Source organism: Peribacillus sp. ACCC06369 (assembly GCF_030348945.1).
In the GTDB taxonomy this organism is placed as follows: Bacteria; Bacillota; Bacilli; order Bacillales; family DSM-1321; genus Peribacillus.
On sequence record NZ_JAUCEN010000002.1, the window covers coordinates 3,762,540 to 3,783,853 of the forward strand.

21 protein-coding genes, 1 pseudogene and 1 other annotated feature are annotated in these 21,314 nt (G+C 44.0%); of the genes and pseudogenes, 4 read left to right on the forward strand and 18 right to left on the reverse strand.

Annotated features, from left to right (window positions below; genetic code table 11):
* Nucleotides 1–23 precede the first annotated feature (23 nt).
* The 4 genes and pseudogenes from QUF78_RS19145 to safA all read right to left on the reverse strand — a co-directional run.
* A complete protein-coding gene (locus tag QUF78_RS19145) occupies nucleotides 24–524 on the reverse strand; it encodes an intercompartmental signaling factor BofC (protein ID WP_289325898.1) in 501 nt (166 codons plus the stop codon).
* A gap of 110 nt (nucleotides 525–634) precedes the next feature.
* Entirely contained in the window at nucleotides 635–1,240 is a 606-nt protein-coding gene (locus QUF78_RS19150; RefSeq protein WP_289325899.1) for a YhcN/YlaJ family sporulation lipoprotein, read from the reverse strand.
* 102 nt (nucleotides 1,241–1,342) lie between these two features.
* The gene (locus QUF78_RS19155; RefSeq protein WP_289325900.1) at nucleotides 1,343–2,290 is read right to left on the reverse strand and encodes a phosphotransferase; all 948 of its coding nucleotides are present in this window, start codon (nucleotides 2,288–2,290) and stop codon (nucleotides 1,343–1,345) included.
* Between the two features lie 2,464 nt (nucleotides 2,291–4,754).
* A pseudogene (gene safA, locus QUF78_RS28050) lies at nucleotides 4,755–4,898 on the reverse strand (SafA/ExsA family spore coat assembly protein); the annotation flags it as partial.
* Between the two features lie 410 nt (nucleotides 4,899–5,308).
* On the opposite strand from safA, the gene ypfJ reads away from it, so the two are divergent.
* The gene (gene ypfJ, locus QUF78_RS19165; RefSeq protein ID WP_289325902.1) at nucleotides 5,309–6,154 is read left to right on the forward strand and encodes a KPN_02809 family neutral zinc metallopeptidase; all 846 of its coding nucleotides are present in this window, start codon (nucleotides 5,309–5,311) and stop codon (nucleotides 6,152–6,154) included.
* A gap of 331 nt (nucleotides 6,155–6,485) precedes the next feature.
* On the opposite strand, the gene nadA is transcribed toward ypfJ, so the two are convergent.
* From nadA to nadB, 3 genes are read right to left on the reverse strand one after another with little or no spacing between them, the layout of a single operon-like run.
* Complete coding sequence (gene nadA / locus QUF78_RS19170; protein WP_289325903.1) at nucleotides 6,486–7,592, reverse strand: quinolinate synthase NadA; 1,107 nt, start codon at nucleotides 7,590–7,592, stop codon at nucleotides 6,486–6,488.
* Nucleotides 7,589–8,440, reverse strand: a complete 852-nt coding sequence (gene nadC / locus QUF78_RS19175; RefSeq protein ID WP_289325904.1) for a carboxylating nicotinate-nucleotide diphosphorylase — start codon at nucleotides 8,438–8,440, stop codon at nucleotides 7,589–7,591. The genes nadA and nadC overlap by 4 nt, the downstream gene beginning before the upstream one ends.
* Nucleotides 8,421–10,004 (reverse strand): L-aspartate oxidase, encoded by a 1,584-nt coding sequence (gene nadB, locus QUF78_RS19180; protein WP_289325905.1) that lies wholly within the window; start codon nucleotides 10,002–10,004, stop codon nucleotides 8,421–8,423. The genes nadC and nadB overlap by 20 nt, the downstream gene beginning before the upstream one ends.
* A gap of 103 nt (nucleotides 10,005–10,107) precedes the next feature.
* Between nadB and QUF78_RS19185 the strand changes: the two genes are divergently transcribed.
* The 3 genes from QUF78_RS19185 to QUF78_RS19190 are packed head-to-tail and all read left to right on the forward strand — an operon-like array spanning nucleotide 10,108 to nucleotide 11,813.
* Nucleotides 10,108–11,232, forward strand: coding sequence for an IscS subfamily cysteine desulfurase (locus tag QUF78_RS19185; protein WP_289325906.1), 1,125 nt, complete (start codon nucleotides 10,108–10,110; stop codon nucleotides 11,230–11,232).
* Between the two features lie 40 nt (nucleotides 11,233–11,272).
* Nucleotides 11,273–11,368, forward strand: a complete 96-nt coding sequence (locus tag QUF78_RS28055) for a hypothetical protein (protein WP_483313892.1) — start codon at nucleotides 11,273–11,275, stop codon at nucleotides 11,366–11,368.
* Entirely contained in the window at nucleotides 11,337–11,813 is a 477-nt protein-coding gene (locus tag QUF78_RS19190; protein WP_483313855.1) for a 3H domain-containing protein, read from the forward strand. Before QUF78_RS28055 ends, QUF78_RS19190 begins: the two co-directional genes overlap by 32 nt.
* A gap of 70 nt (nucleotides 11,814–11,883) precedes the next feature.
* On the opposite strand, the gene QUF78_RS19195 is transcribed toward QUF78_RS19190, so the two are convergent.
* The 11 genes from QUF78_RS19195 to QUF78_RS19245 form a co-directional block, all read right to left on the reverse strand.
* Nucleotides 11,884–12,579: a DUF6944 family repetitive protein gene (locus QUF78_RS19195; RefSeq protein WP_289325907.1), complete on the reverse strand. Its 696-nt coding sequence runs from the start codon at nucleotides 12,577–12,579 to the stop codon at nucleotides 11,884–11,886.
* A 467-nt stretch (nucleotides 12,580–13,046) separates the two neighbouring features.
* Entirely contained in the window at nucleotides 13,047–13,922 is an 876-nt protein-coding gene (pheA, locus tag QUF78_RS19200; protein WP_289325908.1) for a prephenate dehydratase, read from the reverse strand.
* A gap of 132 nt (nucleotides 13,923–14,054) precedes the next feature.
* Nucleotides 14,055–14,504: an ACT domain-containing protein gene (locus QUF78_RS19205; protein WP_289325909.1), complete on the reverse strand. Its 450-nt coding sequence runs from the start codon at nucleotides 14,502–14,504 to the stop codon at nucleotides 14,055–14,057.
* A gap of 40 nt (nucleotides 14,505–14,544) precedes the next feature.
* Nucleotides 14,545–15,834 carry a GTPase ObgE gene (gene obgE, locus QUF78_RS19210; protein ID WP_289325910.1) on the reverse strand — a complete coding sequence of 430 codons (1,290 nt, stop codon included), beginning with the start codon at nucleotides 15,832–15,834 and terminating at the stop codon, nucleotides 14,545–14,547.
* A 48-nt stretch (nucleotides 15,835–15,882) separates the two neighbouring features.
* Nucleotides 15,883–16,422 carry a Spo0B C-terminal domain-containing protein gene (locus QUF78_RS19215; protein WP_289325911.1) on the reverse strand — a complete coding sequence of 180 codons (540 nt, stop codon included), beginning with the start codon at nucleotides 16,420–16,422 and terminating at the stop codon, nucleotides 15,883–15,885.
* Nucleotides 16,423–16,966: 544 nt separating this feature from the next.
* On the reverse strand, nucleotides 16,967–17,257 hold the full coding sequence (gene rpmA / locus QUF78_RS19220; RefSeq protein WP_061143474.1) for a 50S ribosomal protein L27: 291 nt from the start codon (nucleotides 17,255–17,257) through the stop codon (nucleotides 16,967–16,969).
* A 12-nt stretch (nucleotides 17,258–17,269) separates the two neighbouring features.
* A complete protein-coding gene (locus QUF78_RS19225) occupies nucleotides 17,270–17,602 on the reverse strand; it encodes a ribosomal-processing cysteine protease Prp (RefSeq protein ID WP_061464244.1) in 333 nt (110 codons plus the stop codon).
* Between the two features lie 13 nt (nucleotides 17,603–17,615).
* The gene (gene rplU / locus QUF78_RS19230) at nucleotides 17,616–17,924 is read right to left on the reverse strand and encodes a 50S ribosomal protein L21 (RefSeq protein ID WP_034308849.1); all 309 of its coding nucleotides are present in this window, start codon (nucleotides 17,922–17,924) and stop codon (nucleotides 17,616–17,618) included.
* A gap of 13 nt (nucleotides 17,925–17,937) precedes the next feature.
* Nucleotides 17,938–18,021: a sequence feature (ribosomal protein L21 leader region), on the reverse strand.
* Between the two features lie 75 nt (nucleotides 18,022–18,096).
* On the reverse strand, nucleotides 18,097–19,566 hold the full coding sequence (locus QUF78_RS19235) for an Rne/Rng family ribonuclease (RefSeq protein ID WP_289325912.1): 1,470 nt from the start codon (nucleotides 19,564–19,566) through the stop codon (nucleotides 18,097–18,099).
* Nucleotides 19,567–19,608: 42 nt separating this feature from the next.
* Nucleotides 19,609–20,475, reverse strand: a complete 867-nt coding sequence (locus QUF78_RS19240) for a M50 family metallopeptidase (protein ID WP_289325913.1) — start codon at nucleotides 20,473–20,475, stop codon at nucleotides 19,609–19,611.
* A complete protein-coding gene (locus tag QUF78_RS19245) occupies nucleotides 20,468–21,217 on the reverse strand; it encodes a M23 family metallopeptidase (protein ID WP_289325914.1) in 750 nt (249 codons plus the stop codon). Before QUF78_RS19245 ends, QUF78_RS19240 begins: the two co-directional genes overlap by 8 nt.
* Nucleotides 21,218–21,314: the final 97 nt, after the last annotated feature.

A 21,314-nucleotide genomic window follows, 5' to 3' on the forward strand; every position in this document is an offset into this window, starting at 1 on the left:
AAGAGGATGGGTGTCATCCCATCCTAATTTAACGAATATGGCTCATATTCTTTAATGAGCTGTTTATATTGGTCTTTATTCATGATCGGTATCCCTTTTTGCAGTTCCTCCTGCTTGTATACTTCAAGTTTACCAACGTCTATTTGGTAGAAAGTATGAATGATTTTGGCGTGCTCCGGCCTTCCTATAAAAATGGATAACGTACCATCTTCCCTCATCCCAAGGTATCCATTCGCTTTTAAAAGCGGAGATATGTCATTTTCTATTTTCTTAAGGACAATCTGCTCTTCATTTTGATCGACTACTTTCCATCCTTGATATTTTGACCAAAAGTCTTCCATCGACCAAATTTTTTCTGTCAATTTCTCCTCACTTAACTCGCCATCCAGATACATACGCTGAAGGATGACCTTCCTTTCAATTGGTTCATTTTCCTTTTGAACTGGTTCTTCAGCAAAAACGGTTAAGCAAAATGGCAATATGAATAGGATCATGAAAAATTGGATTCTTAGTTGATTAGTCAATTTACTCACCTCTTAAGGCGTTTACTTTTTAAATAGTTTGACCCCAAATAAGGATTATTAACCAGAAAAAAATCAAAAAGAGCTGACTCCTGATCGGGTCAGCTCACGAATTACTTTAAGTGGTCTTCGTGAATGTTAAGGTTATCGAACATGTCATTGGCATCCTGAATGATCATTTCCCTCGTATCGCCATCACGAAGATTGTTATCAAGTGTCATCGTCCTGAAATAGACACCTTCATCGGTGGTGACATGTATGGTCCGGCCATTAGAAAGGGGGCCGATTTCCTTCTTGATCCTTTCTTTGACACCTTTTGCTTGACTGTAGTCGTCAAGCAGCAAGGCAACCAGCATTTCGTCTTTCATGATGATTGTCCTGGCATCGGCGACCGACCCCACTTCATTGGCGACCACATTAACTTTGTCAGCTAAAGTGCCTTCATAAGAATTATAATAAGATGATCGTGCCCTAAGCGGTTTACTTTCATGGCCATGGTAATTACGGTCACGTTCACTGTATGCATCATCTTTATCGTATAGACCTTGGGCCATATTCCGATAATTGATGTTTCGTACCAATACATCTTTTTCAGTTGAATGGTACCCTGTATCATTCGTGATATTTTCGTTCTCCGCTGTATCATTATTAGCACATCCAACCAAACTGACGGCGGCTAATACCGTGTAAAGCGGCAGTGCCCATTTTATTTTCTGCACCAATAACCCTCCCATTGCGATAGAATGAGCTATATTCCGCTCATAATTAGCATGGGTGTCGAACGGGAAATGTACTCTGTAAGTTACGGCCAAAAGCCCGTTTTATTTCCTATTTAGGGAAGAAATCTTTTTCTCCAATTTTTCATTCATCTGCATCCGCTCCGAAAAACCTTCCACAGTCATTTTCCAGACAGAATGAAGCTGGGAAGAACTTTTATTAAGGCGATTCCATTCACGGAAAATATCCGTTGGATAAGTTAAAGCATATAAAAAGGCCAGGTCTGACTGATACCTTTGCAATTGCGGCACTTCCCACATCGTAGTGGCTGCATCTTCCAAATGATGCGAAATTCGATTCGCATACTGTAAATAATCAATGCACCTTGGAGCACTTGCCATTAGGTCAAAATCGATTAAGGTCAATGTGCCGTCTGCTCTCCTCAAGAAATTATGGTGGGCACAATCACCATGGATGATGACTTTCTTTTCTTCATTCCATAAAGATTGATTTTTTTCAAAACCCTCTAGTGCCCACTCACCCCATCTAATCCATTCTTTGATTGTATCTTCGGAAACATATTGGCGAACATAAGAAAAGTTCTTTTTAAATAGTGATAAACGCTCTTTCCATTTTTTAAATTGATTGAAAACAGGTGCGTTAATGGAGAGGTGTTCCGACACATCATGGAAGCTTTCCAGTAACTGAATCCCCTCCAATCGGTCTTTATGATTGGAAAATCGAAATTTTTTCTTATTCGGCTGAAAATAGTCCATGCTGCCATACCATTTCCCTTTAAATTGAAAGGGCATTAAATTCTGATGAATATAATAAGTTTGATGGAATCCCTTTTGTTTTAACAAAGTAGTCAATTCTCTTTGCCGATCCCATTTTTCAAAACTGTCGAATCCTTTAAGGATTATTGGGTGGCCCTTATCAAAAGTTATTAAATAGACACTACTTTGAAGATGTTGGACATTCTTTGGCTTACGATTTAAATAAGAGAGGAGACGAGTGTTAAAAACACTGTCTCCTTGATAATTAGTAGTCATCGCTTTCATCTACATATGTCGGTATCCCAAATGTTTCAGGCGCACGAACGCCCCCGAATTGGCCTGGCTGGCCTCCCATTTGTCCAGGTAACATAGCTTCCGGGTGACCGCCAAACTGTCCCGGCATCATGCTCCGCTGACTTCCGTTTTGACTGCCCATCATCCACGGCTGACTTCCGTTTTGACCACCCATCATGCCTGGTAGACCTCCTATTTGACTCTCCTTTATGTCTGGAGGACCTCCATTTTGACCGCCCATCATCATGCCTGGAGGGCCTCCATTTTGACCGCCCATCATCATGCCTGGAGGACCTCCGTTTTGGCCGCCCATCATCATGCCTGGAGGACCTCCGTTTTGACCGCCCATCATCATGCCTGGAGGACCTCCGTTTTGACCGCCCATCATGTCCGGTTGACCTCCATTTTGGCCGCCATTCATCATGTCCGGTTGACCTCCATTTTGACCGTCCATCATCATGCCTGGAGGACCTCCGTTTTGACCGCCCATCATGTCTGGTTGACCTCCATTTTGGCCGCCATTCATCATGCCTGGAGGACCTCCGTTTTGACCGCCCATCATCATACCTGGAGGGCCTCCATTTTGACCGCCCATCATCATGCCTGGAGGGCCACCATTTTGACCGCCCATCATCATGCCTGGAGGGCCTCCGTTTTGACCGCCCATCATCATGCCTGGAGGGCCACCATTTTGACCGCCCATCATCATGCCTGGAGGGCCTCCGTTTTGACCGCCCATCATGTCTGGTTGACCTCCATTTTGGCCGCCCATCATCATGCCTGGAGGACCTCCGTTTTGGCCACCCATCATCATGCCTGGAGGACCTCCGTTTTGGCCACCCATCATCATGCCTGGAGGACCTCCGTTTTGGCCGCCCATCATCATGCCTGGAGGACCTCCGTTTTGGCCGCCCATCATCATGCCTGGAGGACCTCCATTTTGACCGCCCATCATGCCCGGCTGGCCTCCGTTAAGACCGCCCATCATCATGCCCGACTGGCCTCCATTTTGACCGCCCATCATCATGCCCGGCTGGCCTCCATTTTGACCACCCATCATCATACCTGGAGGGCCTCCGTTTTGACCGCCTATCATCATACCTGGAGGACCTCCGTTTTGACCACCCATCATCATGCCCGGCTGGCCTCCATTTTGACCGCCCATCATCATGAACCCTTCATATGGTTGCGCTTGAGGCGATTCTACTGACTCTGTATCATATTGATATTGCCCTTGATGTTGCTGCTGTGATTGTACGGATTGATATTGGTGATAATCTGGATGATGTTTTGGATTGGAATCCATTTTTTTGTTTGCTTGAAACTGCCCCTTCACTTCCGGCCCGTAGGTTCCAAGTAGCCCCTTATTACAACCGCAATCTTCTTCATCGGCAGTCTGGGCATACTGCTGAGGGTAGTTATTGTGATTGTTTGAAGATGGCGATTCTGCTGGTGACTCATAATCTTGTTGCATATATGAACCTGCTACTTGAGCCTGTTGATTCATTCCCCCATAAAAATGGTGCGGAACGGGTGCTGAGGCTTGATATGGATAATGTTGCTGGCTTGGTGGATTCATACTTGCCCCTTGAACGAATCCTTGACCCATCATTTGCATGTCAGGAGACTCATCCCAAATATCAGAGCTTTCTTCCATCATGTGATAACCTTGTGTTTCCTGAGCCGCCTGATACCCTTGAGCGTCTTGATATGGGGCTTGCATCCCTTGCATGTGCATTTGCGCCCATGGTGGCGGCTGAATACAATAACCGCTTCCAGGCATGATTGGCGTTACTGGAATACAATCATCCACTGGCTCTTCCTGAACTGGCTGAACAGCTGGCTTTTTCTTCTTCTTTTTAGTGACTGCCGGCTCTTCCTTTTTCTTTGGTAAAGGTGGCGGTGCAGGAGGCTTTTGCACACTCATATTGGTCATGTTGACCATATAATAATTATTGATATCAACTTCCGGAATCACCGGCATAGGTACCGGTACTTCTTTTGGAACGATCATTTCCTTTTCTTTTATTGGCTTTGGCTGAACGATTTGCTGTTCTTTCTTAACTGGCTGTTGAAATTTCGGCTGCTCTTTCTTAACTGGCTGTTGAAATTTCGGCTGCTCTTTCACTGGCTGCTGAAATTTCGGCTGCTCTTTTACTGGCTGCTGAAATTTCGGCTGCTCTTTCACTGGCTGTTGAAATTTCGGCTGCTCTTTCACTGGCTGTTGAAATTTCGGCTGTTCTTTCACTGGCTGTTGAAATTTCGGCTGTTCTTTCACTGGCTGTTGAAATTTCGGCTGTTCATTGACCGGCTGTTTTTGCATGATTGGCTGCTCTTTCATAAGTGCAGGCTGAACCTGATACGGTTGAACTTGGGATTCTTTCATTCCCGGTTGAATATTCACGTTTGGTGTAGCCGTTCCTTTTATTACAGCTCCGGATGTCCCCGGTATTTTAATTTTCATTCCGGGCATCATCATGTCCGGGTTGCTCAATTGTGCGTTAACTTTTTTAAGTTCTTCAAAACTGACGCCGTATTTTTTGGCGAGTTTCCAAAGTGTATCGCCTTTTTGGACTATATGAATTTTCACGCTGTTAACCCCTCCTGTGCATATGTCCATATATTCTATGATGCAGTGGGTGAATTGCTATTATTTTTATCATGAAAACTTATGCTTGAAAAAGGACTTTTATGATTGGATCAATGATTTATGGACATGAAAGGTGTTATTTTGGAGAGGAAATATTCAATGTGACATCTCAGAACCACCACTTTGGACCCCATTCTGGTTGATTGATCGAGTAAGAATATATAATTAAAAATGAACCATTGCATACTTCCCAAGAATAGGAGACAGTGGTTTTTTAGGTTAGGAAGCCATGATGAATGAAACGCTTCTTTCAAGCTCCTGTCTAAACTCATGGAAATCCGGGTATAAGAAAGTAAATGACCTAAGGCTTTGTCTTCAGGCACTTATCTTACATTCTGGGAGGAATAATAATGAAATGGAAAGGAAGGCAAGGCAGCTCGAATGTCGAGGACAAAAGAGGCATGAGCGGCAAGGGTATGGCTGGGATCGGTGGAGGGGTTGGATTGGTAATCATCTTGATCGTGACGCTCCTTGGCGGTAATCCCAGCGAATTGCTAGGCAGCTTGAACTCCACTGATTCGGACAACGGCAGTAATTATGTGGAAACCGATGAAGAGAAGGAACTTGCGCAGTTCGTATCTGTTGTCCTTGCAGATACGGAGCAGGTCTGGACAGATGAATTCCGTAAAAATGGCTTGGAATATAAGGAACCGAAACTTGTCCTATACTCAGGAAGTGTCGAATCGGCATGCGGGTTGGCAGGTTCATCCGTTGGGCCATTTTATTGTCCAGGTGACATGAAACTATATATTGATCTCAGCTTTTATCAAGAGTTGAAGCAAGAATTCCAGGCACCAGGGGATTTCGCCATGGCCTATGTCATTGCCCACGAAGTCGGACATCACGTTCAGACACTTTTAGGGACAACGGAAAAGGCAATGCCCGATCGTTCAAAGGTCAGCGAGACCGAATATAATAAGTATTCTGTCCGCCTAGAATTACAGGCTGATTATTTGGCTGGAGTTTGGGCACATCATGTCCAGGGAGAGAATTTGCTTGAAGAAGGCGATCTTGAGGAGGCCATGAATGCAGCAAGTGGTGTGGGAGATGACCGTATCCAAAAAAAGGCACAAGGGTACGTGGTTCCAGACAGCTTTACGCATGGTACCTCCGAACAGAGGAAACGGTGGTTCAATAAAGGATTTAAATCCGGTGATATGAATGAAGGCAATACTTTTAAAGCGAGTAATCTTTAAAAGTTCTTACATGTTTCGATTACATAAGAAATAGGGGGTCTTGGCCCCCTTTCAGACTGTAGACAAATTCGAAGAAAAGCGAGTTTGCTTGCAGCTTTTTTTAAAAAAAATGGCAGTTGCTTTCAAAATCCAGTGAGTTTTCAGTTATATAATACAGTAAAAATACATGAGGATAACTAGGGTCTTGTTTTAAAATCATGGCAATAACTCCCTTGATAAAATCGTGAAAGGGATTGGGGATGAGACCATTCCATTCCCCATTAGGTCGACAAACTCAATGTGGCTCCTGCCCCCTTTTTTTTCTTGGGTCCATAACATTAATAAGACTAACTCAAACGCGTTCCAGCATTCTGTTTAAAGCTAGGATGGCATTATCCGCAATGCTCTTCTCCACTTTTATCGGATTAATGATTATACCTTCTTCAATTGATTCAAGCGCCCAAAGCAGATGTGGCAGGTCAATCCGGTTCATCGTAAGACATGGACACATATTCGGATTTAACGAGATGATGTTCTTGTCAGGATTATTGGCGATAAGTCGTTTGACAAGGTTCATTTCCGTGCCGATTGCCCAAGAACTACCTGGTTCAGCCTTTTCGATCATATTTATGATGTACGATGTCGAACCCGCATAATCTGACTCGGCGACTACCTCACGGCGACATTCGGGATGGACGATGATATTCATTTCGGGCTGCTCCGTCCGAAGCGTTTCAATATTGGCCGTAGTGAAATTTTCATGCACCGAACAATGACCTTTCCAAAGAAGTACCTTCAGATCTTCGAGTTCCCCTTCATAAATCAATTCGTCTTTATGAGGATCCCAGACAGCCATTTCATTCAAAGGAATGCCAAGGTCAAAGGCTGTATTCCTCCCAAGATGCTGATCGGGAAGAAAAAGGATCCGTTCTTTTTGCGAGAGGGCCCACGAGACCATCCCTTGTGCATTTGAAGAAGTCACCGTCGCTCCGCCATTTTTTCCTACAAATGCTTTGATGGCAGCAGTCGAATTAACATAAGTTAGCGGAAGGATCGTTTCGCCAAATAAATCCTGAAGCTTTGTCCAGGCCCGTTCCGTTTGTTCAATATCCGCCATATCTGCCATGGAACAGCCTGCACGCATGTCAGGAAGGATAACGGTCTGCCTTTCCTCTGTCAAAATATCTGCTGTTTCAGCCATGAAATGCACGCCACAAAACACGATATAATCCGCTTCGCGATTTTGCGCGGAAAGTTGGGCCAATTGAAGTGAATCTCCCGTTACATCCGAAAATTGAATGACTTCCTCCCGTTGATAATGATGACCTGGGATATAAAGACGGTTCCCCAACCGTTTCTTAATGTCATGGACCCGATTCTCCATATCTTCCTTTTTCATCGTTTTATACTTTTCAGGCAATACATTTCCTGCTGTGCTAGCCATCTCCAATATGTTCATTTCATTATCCCCTCACGTTCTTTGACCTTTGCGCTAATATCAAGTGCCTTGACACTGTGTGTCAGGCTGCCCAACGATATATAATCAACCCCTGTTTCCCGATATGAAGCTAGATTGCCTAAATGGATTCCTCCGGAAGCTTCAGTTGTGATGTGGGCAGGAACCAATTTGACCATTTGCTTAATTTCTTCGGGGCTCCGGTTATCGAACATGATGATATCGGCACCGGCTTCCACTGCTTCAAGCACCTGTTCGATTGTTTCCGTTTCCACTTCCACTTTAGTGGTATGTCCCAGCTTGGATTTTACCGTTTGAACCGCTTTCGTTATGGACCCAGCGAAAGAAATATGGTTGTCCTTTATCATCACGGCATCATACAGACCATATCGATGATTGAATGCACCGCCGGAACGGACCGCATATTTTTCAAGCATCCGCAGGCCCGGAGTGGTTTTCCTCGTATCACAAGCTCTCGTCTTCGTACCCGCTAAAATCATAGTAGCTTTATGAGCCTGTGTCGCAATGCCGGACATACGCTGCACTAAATTCAAAACCACCCGTTCCCCTTTTAAAAGAGAGGCCATATCGCCGGTCATTTTTGCAAGCTGCTGTCCTTCTACAAAAAATTCGCCATCTTGAACAAAAAGGTAAACCTCGATTTGTTCATCCAACAATGCAAAACCCGTCTTGATGACGTCACCTCCACTAAAGACCCCGCCTTCTTTTGCGATGAATGTCAATGTCCCTTGTTCTCCTTGATCAAAAATCGTATCACTCGTTACATCACATTCACCTATATCTTCCATTAAAAATTGTTGCAGCATCTGCTTAAGCTTCAATATATTCATATAGTCGTCTCCCTTTCACTCGATTTTTCACATCCGTGCGAGCAAGGATAACCGAATTTTCAAGCCATTGGGAGTCATCTTCGCTTGGATAGTCACTGCGGAAATGACCGCCCCTGCTTTCCGTTCTGGTCAATGCAGATTCGGCAATCAGCCACGCCACGATTATGGCATTGATTTTCGTTATTTCTTTTATCGATAATGCAGGTACTTCCATTTGCAGCAATTCTTCGATATTAAATGTCTCTAGATAATCCTTCATTCGCGTTAAACCCGCTTCATTTCGAACGATTCCCGCTTCACTCATTAATTTTTCCTGCAATGTCGTGAAATCAGGTAAAAAGGAAAATTGACAGGAACTTTTGGACAGCTCTTTTTCTTCCGGTATCGACCTTGCTGGCATGTTAGCAAGCAGCTGACCAAGCGTATTGCCAAAAACCAGCCCCTCGAGAAGGGAGTTGCTTGCCAACCGGTTCGCCCCATGTACACCTGTGCATGCCACTTCTCCAACTGCATACAAAGAGGGTACAGAGGTTTGCCCCCATTCATCCACTTCAATCCCCCCCATTAGAAAATGGTTTCCAGGTGCTACAGGAATTTTCCCGAATTGAAGGTCAAGCCCACTTTTTTCACATAATGAGCTAACAGTCGGAAAACGGTTTTTAAAATCCTTAATCATCGAAATATCCAAAAATACCTTTTCACCGCGCTGTAAATAAGAAAAAATCGTCTGTGCCACAATATGCCTTGGAGCTAAATCTTTCATGCTATGGACATCATCCATGATCGGCGTTCCCGTTTCAGTCACTAATCTTGCACCATCCCCGCGGACAGCTTCTGAAACCAGCCCTTCCGCTTTACCATTTATAAAAAGCAGTGTCGGGTGAAACTGGATGAATTCCATGTCACGAACTTTTGCCCCAGCCTTGAATGCAAGTGCGATTCCATCCCCTGAAACCGTTTGTGAATTTGAAGTGAAATGGTATAGGGAACCACAGCCGCCTGTTGCCAAAACCGTTTGTTCTGCATGATAGGTTACTAGCTCCCCTGTCTTATCAAGAGTTTTGATGCCTATGCAAGAATCATCTTCCCCGATGATCAACTCAACTGCAGCCACATTCTCGATCACAGTGATCGATGAGTTTTTCAAGCACCCTATTAGATGTTCCATGATATACTTTCCGGTAGCATCCCCGTGACTATGAAGGATTCTTCTTTCACTGTGGGCGCCCTCCATGCCAAGCATGAGAGTGCCGTCTTGATCATGGTCAAATTGCATACCGGATCTAATAAGTTCAGCTATGATCGAAGGGGCCTCTTCAACGAGTTTTTCCACTACCTTCACCTTGTTATATCGCTGTCCAGCCGTCAGCGTATCTTCTTTATGAAAGGATACTGTGTCACGATCAGATATTGCAGCAGCAATCCCGCCTTGAGCCAAATAGGAATTACTATCACGGATATCTGATTTTGTGATGAGTATCACATGCTTATGTTCACTTGCTTCCAATGCCGTTTTCAAGGCAGCAATCCCGCTGCCTATCACGATGATTTCCGCTTTTACCATTATTTCATTCCTCCTGTTTATGACAGGTGTCTTGACAACTATATTTACATATTATTAAACTATTATCAAGAGTTTTTTAAGATTAAAGGATGGAAGTGATTTCTTGATTTATTTGGATTATGCAGCTACAACGCCGATTGATGATGAGGCACTCGAAGTATTCAGCCAAGCATCCCGGAAGTTTTTCGGGAATGCGAGCAGTTTGCATGATATTGGTTCTGAAGCGGCACGTTTATTGGATATGTCACGGCAGCAACTCGCAGATATGCTGAACATAAAAAAGGAAGGAATCATCTTTACGAGCGGCGGATCAGAAAGCAATATGCTTGCCATAGATACATTTATCGCTTCAAGACCATCCTGGCAGAACCACTTGATCGTTAGTCGAACTGAACATGCATCCATTGCCAATTTTGTCGCAAAGCTTGAACAAGAAGGCTTCGACGTTACATATTTACGGCATTTGGAAGATGGCAGCGTTGATATTGAACATCTGGAGGAATGTCTGACGGAGAAAACTTGCTTGGTCATTGTCCAACATGTGAATTCAGAAATTGGGGTCATTCAACCCATTGAGCAAATAAGTAAAGCCGTTCGAAAACACCAGGCTTTTTTACATGTGGATTGTGTCCAATCATTTGCTAAATTGCCGCTTGGGAAGATATCTGCCTTATGTGATGGATTATCAGTTTCCAGCCATAAAGTTTATGGTCCAAAAGGGACTGGAGCCGTCTTTTTCCCGGCCATCCATCAGTTGAAGGCTCCGGTACCGAATATTACTCATGAGTATGGTTTCCGCCCAGGGACAGTGGACGTCCCCGGTATAGCTTCCTTCGTAACCGCTGCCAAGAAATTAGGGGATATCATGGAAGATGAACGGAAACGGATTTGCATGCTTAGGATGCAATTGATCGAGCAGCTCACGGTAAGGAAAGTCGATTTTCGAATCATCGAAGCGAAAAACCAATTGCCTCACATTCTGGCGCTGACCTTTGCTGGATTGCAAGGACAGTACATCATGCTCGAATTAAACCAGAAAGGATTCGCTGTATCGACTGGAAGCGCCTGTCAAATCGGTAAACAGGATCCTTCAAAAACCATGATGGCCATCGGGAAAAGCGAAGATGAAGCCCATCAATTCGTCCGCTTTTCCTTTGGGAAAAATACGACGGCCGATGACATTCACAAGTTGGCAGACTGCATCGAAGGAATAGCTGGCATTCGATAAAACCCTCCATTCTGTGGTAGAATGTTTTGTAAATAAAGAGGTGAATGATTATGGAAAGAAAGAAATTACTCGGGGAAGAAAGACGGACGAAACTCTTACATATATTGCAAAAGAGCGCGCAGCCAGTAACAGGTAGCGAGCTTTCGCAATTAACGAATGTAAGCCGGCAGGTTATCGTTGGTGACATAACTCTCCTGAAAGCGCGGAATGAACCTATCATTGCCACGAGCCAAGGCTATATGTACTTACAAACGGGGAGCACTCAAAAGCCGGAAAGGATCATTGCTTGCCAGCATGATCCTTCCCGGACCCAAGAAGAGCTATATTTACTCGTGGATATCGGCATCACGGTGAAAGATGTCAAAATCGAGCACCCCGTATACGGTGACCTTACTGCTTCCATCATGGTCAGCAGCCGTAAGGAAGTCCAGCAATTTCTCTCTAGGGTGACGGAAACGAACGCATCTTTTTTATCGGAACTAACGAGTGGCATTCATCTCCATACACTGAGCGCTTCATCCGAAGAACTGCTTGACGAAGCAGAGGGTGCATTGAGGGAAGCCGGCATATTGGTCGATTGAATAAACGAAAAACCCTCAAAAGCCAAATATTTTGAGGGTTTTTTTTATTGGTTCCAAAGTGCATGTATGATCATATGCTCCCTCCACCATTGGAAATGTTTTCATTGGTGCTGCCATCCTCGGAGTTTTCTTCATTGTTACTTCTCAATTGCCCTATAAGACTAATGATGGAACCGACCGCCTGTATCCAGCCTCCCATCACTTGTATTAATTCAGCATCCGAAGGCTTCTCTTCCAAATATGGATATTGATAGTTTTTCATGTTCTGCTCTTTGTCTGCATCTTTATCTTGTACTTTTTGGTCTTTATCCTGACAGCTATCTTTAAGTTCAGCAATTCCACCTATCGCTTGCATCGAATTCCCAATCGCCTGCAACAAATTTCCCGTAACATTGAAGGCCTGCTCCGGTTCATCCGGATTTTCGAATGCCCCCGCCACAGCGGTACCCCCGCCTAACGCTTGAATCAGATTACCTTTAATGATCAATTCCTGTTTCGTTACTTCATCGAAATCAATGACTAATCCTAAGATAACCGTCGAATTCCCGATCGCCTGTATTACATTACCGAATTTATTCAGTGACCAGGTTTCTTCTGCGTCCGCCAATATGGCATTTCCTGTTGCTTGAAGTTCATTTCCAATCAAATCCAACTTTTCACGAAATTCTTCGCCCAAGACATTGGATGGCGTACCCGCAACAGCTGAAATGACAGTTCCTATCGCTTGAGTCCAAGAACCGAAAGTTTCTTTGAATTGACTATCCATCTCTGCTGACCACCACCCTCTCTCTGAATCGATATTTTTCTTAAGGTACATCCACTGAATTAGTCATCAAGGTATGTATTCATATGCCTATTTCCACAGGGAGCCTACCGGGATTTACCTATTGTAAACGCGTTCATCATGAACGGGTTTATTTACTTCTCATCCTCAAAATCCAAAAAATTAAATTCATTCCTTCATTGTTCCTTTCTTGCCTATTTCCATATTTTCATAAAATGACAGCCAACCAATTTAGGAACTTGTACAGAAGGGAAATACAAACCTTAACGTAAACCTTCACAAAAAAATGCCCCGGAAATACTTCCGGGACACCCTTCTTATTCATTATTTCCCTTTTACATTGTTAAAAAAAGCGGAGGTTGTACCATTCATCACTTGGGGAAACGACAACTTTATGAACCCAAGGAAAATTTCCACCTCTGCTTTAAGCGTTCTTTATTCCTGGGAAATCATCGTTGCGCCACACCATTTTGGACTTTAAAGCATGTATAGCTTCCCATGATCGAAACCGTACACCCAAGGGCCTCGAGCTCAGAGATCGCTCCTGGAATGAGAACATCGTCAAGGCCCATTTCAATGTCGATGATGAAAAAGTAATTGCCCAATCCTGTTTTCATGGGTCTTGATTCTATCTTGGAAAGATTTAGCTTCCTCCAGGAAAAAGCGGAAAGGACTTGGTGCAGCTGACCTGAATGATCGGCAGGCAGCTGAATCATCAGGGTCGTTTTCTTGTTCCCCTCAACGGTCAAATGCCCTTCATAGTCGACTTCACTGTTGGATACGACAATAAACTTGGTGTGATTATGTTCGTAATCATGAATATTTTGTTTTACGATCGTCAAACCATACTCCGCTGCAGCCATATCATTTGCAATCGCTGCAATATTGATATCGGGATTCTCCATCACCATCTTCGCAGCGGCTGCTGTGGATGTGACATACTCATACGGAATACCCCTAAGTTCATTATGTAGGAATTTACGGCATTGAGCGATGGCATGGGAATGCGAATAAACCATGTCCGGTTTGAAACCAGGATATGCATGATCCGGATGCACCATATAATGCTGTTGGATGGGAATCGTCACTTCCCCTTTTATCGGTAATGGAACTTCATGGACTAAGTAATCCATCGTTATATTTACCGATCCCTCCAAAGCATTCTCGATCGGTACGAGCGTGTGATTCACTTCCCCGTCCCGGACAGCATCAAGGCAGTCTGGAATCGTGTTCATGGGTATTTTAATATCATTAGGAAATAGTCGCGAAACAGCTAAATCCGTGAACGTTGCTTTTGGTCCAAGAAATGCAATTTTTGATGTCATATTATAAACTCCTTTTCACGGAAAATCTAATGTTTATGTTATGCCATTTTCTGATTTTTTACAATACTTAATCGTTAAATCTTCCTCTTACAAATAAAAACAGCCTGTACATTTAAAATGTACAGGCTGTTTTTATGCGCCGTTACCAATAATTTCTACTTTTTCGACGAACTCCATTTTACGCAGTTTAGTAAGCAGATCATTAATATCCATTGTCATCCCACCCGTGTTAAGGGATAGGGTAACATTGGCACGTCCCTGCAAGGGAATCGTTTGGTGGATAGTCATGATGTTGCAACCGGATGAGGCGACGAGCCGTAAGAGCTCCGATAGAGTACCAGAACGATCTTCGAGATAGAAGAACAGTGTAATCAGCTTTTCCTTAACAACTGTATGAAACGGAAAAACCGTGTCACGGTATTTGTAAAAAGCACTCCTGCTTAGGTCCACCCGCTGTACCGCTTCCCAAACTGATTCTGCTTTTCCCCGTTCAATCATTTCTTTTGCATCCAGCGTTTTTTTCATCGCTTCGGGAAGGACATCCTCTCGAACGAGGAAAAATTTCTGATCGGACTTATTCAAACTCCGCACGCCTCCTTTTGCCTGCCATCATGGTCTCCAATCAATCAACAAATTCAAATTCATATTCAAGGATACGGACGATATCGCCATTTGTCGCACCTCTTTGACGAAGGCCTTCGTCGACTCCGAATGAACGAAGCTGTCTAGCGAAACGACGTATGGACTCTTCACGGGTGAAGTCAGTCATTTTGAATAAACGCTCGATCTTGAATCCTGATACGGCAAAGCTGCCATCGGATTCGCGTTCAATATTAAATTCATCAGACTGTGATGTATGTTTATAAAGAACCCGGTGGATTCCAGTATTCTCTTCTTCATGGTCAAGAGGGAACTCAGGCGTTTCTTCGATTTTATCAGCAATTGCATAAAGAAGCTCACGGATCCCTTCACGCGTTACGGCAGAAATCGGGAAGACAGGATAATCTTCTTCCAGCTTTTCTTTGAATGCCGCTAAATTATCTGCTGAGTCCGGCATATCCATTTTACTTGCCACAATGATTTGCGGACGTTCAGTCAAGCGCAGGTTATACTCTTCCAACTCTTTATTGATTGTTTGGTAGTCTTCATATGGATCCCTGCCTTCAAGACCCGACATATCGATTACATGAACGATTACCCTCGTTCTTTCAATATGACGCAGGAATTGATGTCCAAGGCCCACTCCTTCTGAAGCACCTTCAATCAGACCCGGTAAATCGGCCATGACGAAGCTGCGGTGGTCTTCCGTTTCCACCATTCCGAGGTTAGGGACGATCGTCGTGAAATGGTATTCGGCAATTTTAGGTCTTGCTGCGGATACGACGGAAAGCAAAGTGGATTTCCCTACACTTGGGAAACCAACCAAACCGACATCAGCCAACAGTTTCAATTCCATGATTATATCGCGTTCTTGGCCCGGTTCGCCGTTCTCCGCGATTTCAGGTGCAGGATTAGCTGGTGTAGCAAAACGGGAATTCCCCCGGCCTCCGCGACCGCCCTTAGCGATAATGGCGCGCTGCCCGTGCTCAACTAAATCAGCGATGACTTCCTTCGTCTTTTCATCAATGACAACCGTGCCTGGTGGAACCTTGATGACCATATCCTTTGCGGCCGCACCATGCATGTTTTTGGACATGCCATGTTCTCCGCGAGGTGCCTTAAAGTGACGTTGATAACGGAAATCCATTAACGTACGCAAGCCCTCTTCCACTTCAAATACGACATTGGCTCCATTGCCGCCATCTCCGCCGGCAGGTCCGCCTTTTGGTATGAATTTCTCACGACGATAAGCAACTATCCCGTTACCACCGTCTCCGCCTTTTATATAGACTTTCGTTTGATCGACAAACATGCTATCACTTCCTTGTTTTCTGCAAGTCATTTCTTGCTGTATACTTCTCTAAAAGTTAATATCCATCTTAAAAAATATTTCATCCTCATTACATTCAAGAATTTCAATTGATTGCTCTGCCGTTAATGAACTTCCCAAAAACTCCATCACTGCGGATTGATCAATGAACTTCCCTTGCATATGAAATGAACAGTGCATATCACTCACTTCTTTTTTACACATAGAAACAGCTAGTATATTTTCATAATACGGGTCCAGATTCTTATCCAGAATTTCAAAGAAATCGTTCGTCCAGCGATGCATCAGCACGTCCATCTCAGCAGAGCCTTCAAAAACATCAATGATTTCATATTCGCAATAAAATGATCCATTATTCCAATTCGACGTCAACAGCATCTCGGTGAACTTAGGTAAATTCAAACTGGAAAGGCGTGCTTCATTCTGGGTTTCAACAATGATTTCATCAATGATTCCCTTGACACGATCAATTCTGTTCAACTCCAGATTCCCTTTGATGATTTGAATTTTATTCAGCCAGTCATGCCTGGTTTGACGCAGAGTTTCAATAGTCGTCCAATTTTTATCCATTATTAACACCTTCAATTATGATAAAGAAACTTTTTTCAGCTCTATCATGTTGAATACTTCCATTTGTACAGTATATCAAAAAAACAACAAACAGGAAATGAAGCTCGATTCACATGCCTTCACATGAAAGCCCCCGTCCAAAAAATACAGCCACACACCCTGAGTTCTTTGGACGATGGTAGAGCCATTTGAACTAAAAAAGAGAATGGGCCTTTTTTATGCACCAATTGGAGATATTATAGTTGAAGTGGACTGTCTATTTGGTTAAACCAAATGGGATGGAAGAGTAATCTTGGATTTTCCCCCTGAAAGTTTAAGAAAGCCCGCCGATTGGCGAGCCTTTTTTAAGTCAGAGGTTGTTTTCCTTATACTAATGACTAAAGTCTCCTGCAAAATGCTGGTTATTTATCGTTCCTATAGTATAAATAAAGGGCCGGACCCCTTCTTCACTATATCACATACCATTATTAAAAATGACGCGGTATATAGTGTCTCGTAGAAGGAATCAGACCCTTTTGAGTCAGCCTCTGTTCAAAGATGCCAATTATGCTTCTTGTGCTACTGGATATACGCTTACTTTTTTACGGTCACGTCCGAAACGTTCGAATTTAACAACACCGTCTACTTTAGCGTATAGAGTATCGTCTCCACCACGGCCTACGTTCTCACCAGGATAGATTTTTGTTCCGCGTTGACGGTAAAGGATAGAACCACCAGAAACGAATTGACCATCTGCACGTTTAGCGCCAAGACGCTTAGAGATTGAGTCACGTCCGTTCTTTGTAGAACCTACTCCTTTTTTCGAAGCGAAGAACTGAAGATTTAATCTTAACATTTGTTCCACCTCCTATTGGTTGAGGATAATTTTCATGTATTTACCATAATCACGTTCGATGGTTTGCAAAGATATGAGCATACTGTTCAAAAGGAGCTGAACCTTCTCTTCCGATTCCGGCGAAAGATTCCCCGGAATGACGCAGCGAAGATAGCCGCCTTCCCTCCCTTGCTCAATCTCAGGCTCTACGTCCGTTAAGGACATGATCGCATTGACTGCCCCGAAGGAAACAGCCGATACACCTGCACAAACGATATCAGAACCTTTTTTAGCAAAATTAGCATGTCCGCTTAAAGTGAACGAAGTAATCCGTTCCTGCGGAGCGTCAAAGACAACTTTAATCATCTAGAATCAGCCCTTACGCGTTGATTGCTTCGATAACAACTTTTGTGTATGGTTGACGATGACCTTGTTTTTTACGATTGTTTTTCTTCGCTTTGTATTTGAAAACAGTGATTTTCTTTTGCTTACCTTGTTTTTCGACAGTACCTGTTACAGTAGCGCCTTCAACTAGTGGAGCACCGACTTTCACGTCTTCGCCACCTACGAATAAAACTTTGTCAAATGTAACAGTTTCGCCTGCTTCTGCGTTTAATTTTTCAATGTAAACCGCTTCGCCAGCTGCTACTTTAATTTGTTTACCGCCAGTTTCGATAATTGCGTACATACTTGCACCTCCTTAAATGTCTCAGACTCGCCAATCACAGGCGTTTTACCAGAAAGGCAAAAGCTTATGACCTGTTGTTGAGCGGTTGTAGCACGGGTGCTACAAACATAACATTAAAATCCTAACATGAAACTGGAATGGCTGTCAATATATTTGTAAGAATTCCCGTCCTTCATTCGAAAGCCCGCCCGATTTCCTGAATGCTCCCGAAACGCTTGATGGAATAGGTATTACTGGAACCGGGGATTAAAGATAGAAATAACTTTTTAGCGATCAAATCCTCCAGTGTCGGCCGGTATGATTCCTTTTCACCAAGAAGCACGTCCGCCACCGCCTTACTGACCTCCACCCAGACCGCTTCATCATCCGTCTTCCGGTGTTCCAGCAGGTCACGTTCCAACCGGAAAGCCACCGTTTCAGGGCTCTCGATTTTACCGCTTCCGCTGCACACGGGGCACGGCACCGTCATCATTTCACTTAAAGACGGGGACGTTCGCTTTCTCGTCAATTGTAAAATCCCCAGTTCCGTAAAGCCGATGACCTGGACCCGCTTCTCATCCCTCGCCGCTTCCTTTTTGACGATGTCGATGATTTCTTGTGCATGTCGCGATTGGTCCATATTGATGAAATCTATCAAGATGATTCCGCTGATATTCCTCAATCTCAATTGACGGGCGACCTCTTTTGCAGCAGCCTGATTCACCGCAAACAATGTTGCCTCCTTCGCCACCTTACCGGTGAACTTACCTGAATTGACATCGATTACGGTGAAAGCTTCCGTTTCTTCAAAAATTAAATATCCACCATTATCAAGCCAGACAATTTTCTTGGCCAGTTTCTCCACTTGCGCTTCCACATTCCATTCGGAAAAAATATTCTTACCCGATTCATGGGATATTTCCCACTCCTTACCGTTTTCCTGTACCCATTTTTTCAATTCCTGATAGGCCTCGAAATCATCGATGGCAAGTTCCCCGGTAGCCGTTCCCGACATTTCAGAAATGATCATGTCAAGGTATGTGTCCCTCTCATAGAGAAGGGACGGGGCCTTAACCGACGCAGCCTTTAGTTCAAGTCCTTTAAAGAGATCCCGCAATATGGTTAACCTGTCCAGGAAGACCGTTTCGCTTTCGTTCTCCATCGAGGTGCGGACAATCAATCCCTCATCAGGCTTTTTATATTGTAAGGCCGTTTCCCGCCATCGCTGATGCAGATCATCGTTTTTGAATTTCTTTGAAACGCCAACATAATCCATTCCATGTATGTATACGAGGGAATCCGTTGAAAACTCGATCAGCCCTGTCAATTTAGCTCCTTTTGTGCCCGTTTCATCCCGGGTCACCTGAACGAGCAGCTTTTCTCCTTGACGGACATATTGACCGATGGATGCTTTCCCATCGCTTTTTTTTGTCAGCTGGAAAGAGGGAATCTCGTCACGGTGTAAAAAACCATTCTTCTCTGCACCATAATCAATGAAGACGGCATCCATACCCGGTAACACCTTCGTCACTTTCCCAAGATAAATATTACCGACCGTACTGCGCTGGTGGGGCGGCATGATTTCAAGTTTACGTAAAACACCATTCTCAAGTACGGCCACTCTTTTTTCGCGTGAAGCTAGGTTCGCGATCATCTTTTTCATCAAAAAAAATCCTCTCCTCAATTTGAAGAAAGGATAACATATTTAATAAGAATATAATAGGTCGCCGATTTTCCCGTTTGTCATTTTTTCGGAAAAATAGGCATGAAGGATCTCCGTTTCATCCAACGAACCGCTCTCTTTCCCGTTTTTCGTGATGATGACGGGGTGTTTACATCCGCGTTGGAACAGTTCCAGCACTTTATAAATCGGTTCTTGTGAATCTACCGAGATCGGCTTCAGTTTTGCCAAATCATTCGTATGCCCGTAATGGCGCTGCAAAAGAAAGCGGATAAACGCATAATACCGCTGCCGCCATTCCATGACGAGTGAGAGACTTATGAAAAAGATGATGAGCCAGATGTTCAAATTGAGCGGATCAAGAATGAGCCAGGTCAAAAAAGCCAGGAAAGCGAATACTGCAGAAAAATGAAGTGTATGTTTCTGCGCTTCAAGAAAGGTGCAATATAGGGAAATACCGATGAATAGCAGCCGTCCCCCGTCCAAAGGCCAAATAGGCAGCAAATTAAAAGCCAACAGCATAAGATTCATATACAAAAAGGGCTGATACAGCTCATAGGGAATAATAGAAAAGAAATAGAGCAAAAAAGCTGCACCAATGAGCCAAACATGTTGAAGCGGACCGGCAAGCACCACCGCCAAATCCTCCTTCAAACTCTTATTACCATACTCCTCAGTCTCGACAGCCCCTCCAAAAGGAAGCAGCTGGATTGACTTTATCCGCCATTTGAAGTGCTGGGCACAAACGGCATGCCCCATCTCATGAATGAAGACGATGAGCAGAAGCATCATCACTTCAACGAAATGAGCAGTGAGGATGGCAATTCCAATGACAAACCACAATGTCGGGTGCACCCTGACTTTAAACAGTAACTTCCCGTATTCACTCAAAGGAAATCACCTTTTTAGGATCGACGAAGGCGTCATTTTCTTTTATCGCTAAATAAAATCTGCCCTTGGATCCATCTTCACTTACTGTAACCTGTCCGACTTCATTGCCCTTTTTAACGAACTCATACAATTTCACATCAATCTCTTCCAGCTGCCCATACCAAGATTCACTTTTGTTGGCATGCTGAATGACGACCGTCTTTCCAATCCCCTCCTTTTCACCGGCAAAAATGACTACCCCTTCATTGACTGCCTCGACCTTCGAGCCTTTGCTCGTTTCCAATATGATACCCTCACCGTTCGTTTCGAAGGTTTGGGTAATCTTCGCAGATGCTGGCATTGCATAGCCTTCACCCGAGTCGACAGTTTCCGTATCAGCTTCATTCGGTAAGAAAGCGATCGGTTTACCAAATGCACTTTCGTACCAATTGGAGATTGAAGCGAACTGAAATTCCTTGTTCATGTTCTCCATGACAAAACTTCTGGCAGGGTCGAGCCGCACAGAAGGGTGTTTGAACATCACCGCGATAATCAGGAACAGGCATACACTGGCAAGGATTTTAAAGAAAAAATATTCTTTCTTGAAGAGCGGATGATCTTTCTCGGAATACCCATTATATGAATCAATCCCATATGGTTCCTCATTGTTGATCTCCGTCCAACTACTGCTTCCTGCCGGATTATCCTTAAACTTACGTCTCTTGGCGATACGATTACGGATATCTTTCCTGCGATCATCCATTCCAGATCTCCCCCCTGCTCATGTCAAAGCGCTATATTACAACGTATGAGTATCTTGTCCAGACTATGCCGGAGAAAAGAATTTCTTTCTGCACACC

What these genes read in the sequence shown, in the direction of transcription:
- nadA (WP_289325903.1), bottom strand. Translation starts at nt 7,592, where the DNA reads ATGAACATATTGGAGATGGCTAGCACAGCAGGAAATGTATTGCCTGAA.
- obgE (WP_289325910.1), bottom strand. Translation starts at nt 15,834, where the DNA reads ATGTTTGTCGATCAAACGAAAGTCTATATAAAAGGCGGAGACGGTGGT.
- pheA (WP_289325908.1), bottom strand. Translation starts at nt 13,922, where the DNA reads ATGACATCAAAAATTGCATTTCTTGGACCAAAAGCAACGTTCACGGAT.
- rplU (WP_034308849.1), bottom strand. Translation starts at nt 17,924, where the DNA reads ATGTACGCAATTATCGAAACTGGCGGTAAACAAATTAAAGTAGCAGCT.
- nadC (WP_289325904.1), bottom strand. Translation starts at nt 8,440, where the DNA reads ATGAATATATTGAAGCTTAAGCAGATGCTGCAACAATTTTTAATGGAA.
- nadB (WP_289325905.1), bottom strand. Translation starts at nt 10,004, where the DNA reads ATGGTAAAAGCGGAAATCATCGTGATAGGCAGCGGGATTGCTGCCTTG.
- ypfJ (WP_289325902.1), top strand. Translation starts at nt 5,309, where the DNA reads ATGAAATGGAAAGGAAGGCAAGGCAGCTCGAATGTCGAGGACAAAAGA.
- QUF78_RS19235 (WP_289325912.1), bottom strand. Translation starts at nt 19,566, where the DNA reads ATGAAAAAGATGATCGCGAACCTAGCTTCACGCGAAAAAAGAGTGGCC.
- QUF78_RS19195 (WP_289325907.1), bottom strand. Translation starts at nt 12,579, where the DNA reads ATGGATAGTCAATTCAAAGAAACTTTCGGTTCTTGGACTCAAGCGATA.
- rpmA (WP_061143474.1), bottom strand. Translation starts at nt 17,257, where the DNA reads ATGTTAAGATTAAATCTTCAGTTCTTCGCTTCGAAAAAAGGAGTAGGT.
- QUF78_RS19245 (WP_289325914.1), bottom strand. Translation starts at nt 21,217, where the DNA reads ATGGATGATCGCAGGAAAGATATCCGTAATCGTATCGCCAAGAGACGT.
- QUF78_RS19155 (WP_289325900.1), bottom strand. Translation starts at nt 2,290, where the DNA reads ATGACTACTAATTATCAAGGAGACAGTGTTTTTAACACTCGTCTCCTC.
- QUF78_RS19225 (WP_061464244.1), bottom strand. Translation starts at nt 17,602, where the DNA reads ATGATTAAAGTTGTCTTTGACGCTCCGCAGGAACGGATTACTTCGTTC.
- QUF78_RS19215 (WP_289325911.1), bottom strand. Translation starts at nt 16,422, where the DNA reads ATGGATAAAAATTGGACGACTATTGAAACTCTGCGTCAAACCAGGCAT.